This is a genomic window from Aminobacter sp. P4_H6_2 (genome assembly GCF_056400805.1).
Map to the genome: position 1 here is coordinate 1 of NZ_JBFUKO010000667.1, position 2,814 is coordinate 2,814.

Consider the following 2,814-nt stretch of genomic DNA (forward strand, 5'->3'; position numbering starts at 1 on the left):
GCACACGATTTCAACGATTTCGAGGTCGGCAAGCGACACAATCTCGCAGCGATCAACATCCTGACCGTCGAAGCCAACATCAACATCGTCGACAACGAGGAGTTTCTCGAAGGTGTCGAGCGCAGCGAGATGCGCGACGGCGTGTGGGCGCAGCTGCATGGCCTCGACCGATTCGCGGCACGCAAGCTGGTCGTCCAGATGATGGAGGAGGGCGGTTTCCTCGACAAGATCGAGCCGCACAAGCACATGGTGCCACATGGCGACCGTGGCGGTGTGCCGATCGAGCCGTTCCTGACCGACCAGTGGTATGTCAACGCCGCCGAGATGGCCAAGCCGGCAATCCGTAGCGTGCGCGAGGGCCGCACCAATTTCGTGCCCAAGAACTGGGAAAAGACCTATTTCGACTGGATGGAGAACATCCAGCCCTGGTGCGTGTCGCGCCAGCTTTGGTGGGGACATCAGATCCCGGCATGGTATGGCCCGGACGGCCACGTCTTTGTCGAGCGCACCGAAGAAGAAGCGCTCGACGCGGCGATCCAGCACTATCTCGCACTTGCCGGACCGTGGAAGGCCTGGGTCGAGGAGCAGCTTGAGAATTTCGAGCCCGGCAAGATCCTGACCCGCGACGAAGACGTGCTCGACACCTGGTTTTCGTCAGCACTGTGGCCGTTCTCGACGCTCGGCTGGCCTGACAAGACGCCGGAACTCGACACTTACTACCAGACGGACGTTTTGGTGACCGGCTTCGACATCATCTTCTTCTGGGTCGCCCGGATGATGATGATGGGCCTGCACTTCATGGAGGAAGAGCCGTTCCACACGGTCTATGTCCATGCGTTGGTTCGCGACAAGAGCGGCCAGAAGATGTCGAAGTCGAAGGGCAACGTCATCGATCCGATCGAATTGGTCGACGAGTACGGTGCGGATGCGCTGCGCTTTACGCTGGCCATCATGGCGGCGCAGGGGCGCGACGTAAAACTCGACCCGGCCCGCATCGCCGGCTACCGCAACTTCGGCACCAAGCTGTGGAACGCCACGCGCTTTGCCGAGATGAACGGCGTTGCGCGCAATGACGAGTTCTGGCTCAACGACGCCAAGCTGACGGTCAACCGCTGGATCCTGACCGAACTCACCCGCGCGACGCGCGAAGTGACTGCTGCGATCACCTCCTATCGCTTCAACGAAGCGGCGGGTTCGGCCTATCGCTTTGTCTGGAATACTTTCTGCGATTGGTACCTAGAACTGCTGAAGCCGATCTTCATGGGCGAAGACGAAGCCGCCAAGGCCGAAAGCCAGGCGGTTGCGGCCTTCGTGCTCGACGAGGTCTACAAGCTGCTGCACCCGATGATGCCGTTCATGACCGAGGAGCTATGGGCGCATACGGCGGGCGAAGGCAAGGAGCGGGCGTCGCTGCTCTGCCATGCAGCCTGGCCGGCGCCTGATTTCGAGGACACTGCGGCCGCCGCCGAGATCAACTGGCTGGTCGATCTGGTCAGCGGCATTCGCTCGGTGCGCTCGGAGATGAACGTGCCGCCGGCGGCTATTGCGCCGCTGGTCTTTGTCGGCGCCAATGATGAGACGCTTGCGCGCCTCAAGCGTCATCAGTCGGCAATCGCCCGGCTGGCGCGTGTCGGCGGGATCACGCACGAGGCGGTAGCGCCCAAGGGGGCGGCGCAGATCGTTGCCGGCGAAGCAACCGCATGCCTGCCGCTCGGCAGGCTGATTGATCTCAGTGCGGAAGCCGCGCGCCTGCAAAAGGAGCTCGCCAAGACAACCGAAGAGATCGCGCGACTGCACAAGAAGCTGTCGAACGAAAAGTTCGTTGCCTCTGCCCCCGAAGAGATCGTCGCGGCCGAGCGTGAAAAACTCGAGGACTATCGCCAGATGCAGGAAAAGCTCGATACCGCGCTTTCCCGCGTCAGGGACGCCGGCTGACGATTCGAAGTTCAACCCCTGTCGTGGCTTGACGCTGCGGCAGGAACTTCTTTTTTCTCGCTGTATACATGCCGCTGCGTAAGCTGAAGCTGATGTATCCATTTTTCGCCTGATTGTTGCCATAATGTAACAAAGGACTGAAATGGCGGGAAAATGCCTGTTTCCGCGCATTGATCCATGGGTATTCCTGGAAACTCTGTTCGCGAAAACAGCGAAATCACCAAAATTGACGTTTGCGTAAGCGGAAGGTCTGCGGCGATCACGTCGAGAGGCGAATTCGGCGCGGGCGTTTGTGAAAAATCAATGTTGCGTGAAGACAATGAAATCGTTCAATTCGGCTCACGAGCATTCGGGAGAGGACCTAATGAATTTTTTGCGTTTCAAAGCGCTGCTGGGGGCAACGGCGCTGACAATCGTTGCGGCAAGTGCGGCGCAGGCCGGCGGTTTTGATCGCGGCGGTGTCAATATTGACCAGTTGTTTGATGCAGCACCTTATTCGTTTGAAGCCGGCGTGACCTATGTGTCGCCTCAGCGCACGTTGAAGAACGTTCGCCGCCTCGACCCCTCAGGTCTGAAGTCATCAGAGGTCAAGGTCGAAGGCGACTATGCCGTGCCGCGCGTCGGCCTCAAGTTCAACGTTGTTGAGCCTGTTGACTGCCTGGCTTCATACACAAAGCCATATGGTGCTGACGCCGACTACGGGCTCAACAATGCCTATTCCCCGACAGCCGTGAAATTTTCGATTGATACCAACGACTTCGGCCTGACTTGTTCGTACAAGATGAACGTAGGAAAAGGATCGTTCCGCTTCATTGGTGGCGTATCCTATCAGGATGTTGACGCGTTTTTGTCGCGCCAGACGCTTCTCGGTTTGAGGCC

The 2,814-nt window shown here is 58.9% G+C and carries 1 protein-coding gene and 1 pseudogene; both read left to right on the forward strand.

Features of this window, described 5'->3' with window-relative positions:
* Positions 1 to 1,935 (forward strand): valine--tRNA ligase (locus AC1DUU_RS28315; protein ID WP_476786665.1); only part of this gene is annotated, 1,935 nt, incomplete at its 5' end.
* Positions 1,936 to 2,299: 364 nt separating this feature from the next.
* A pseudogene (locus AC1DUU_RS28320) lies at positions 2,300 to 2,814 on the forward strand (transporter); the annotation flags it as partial.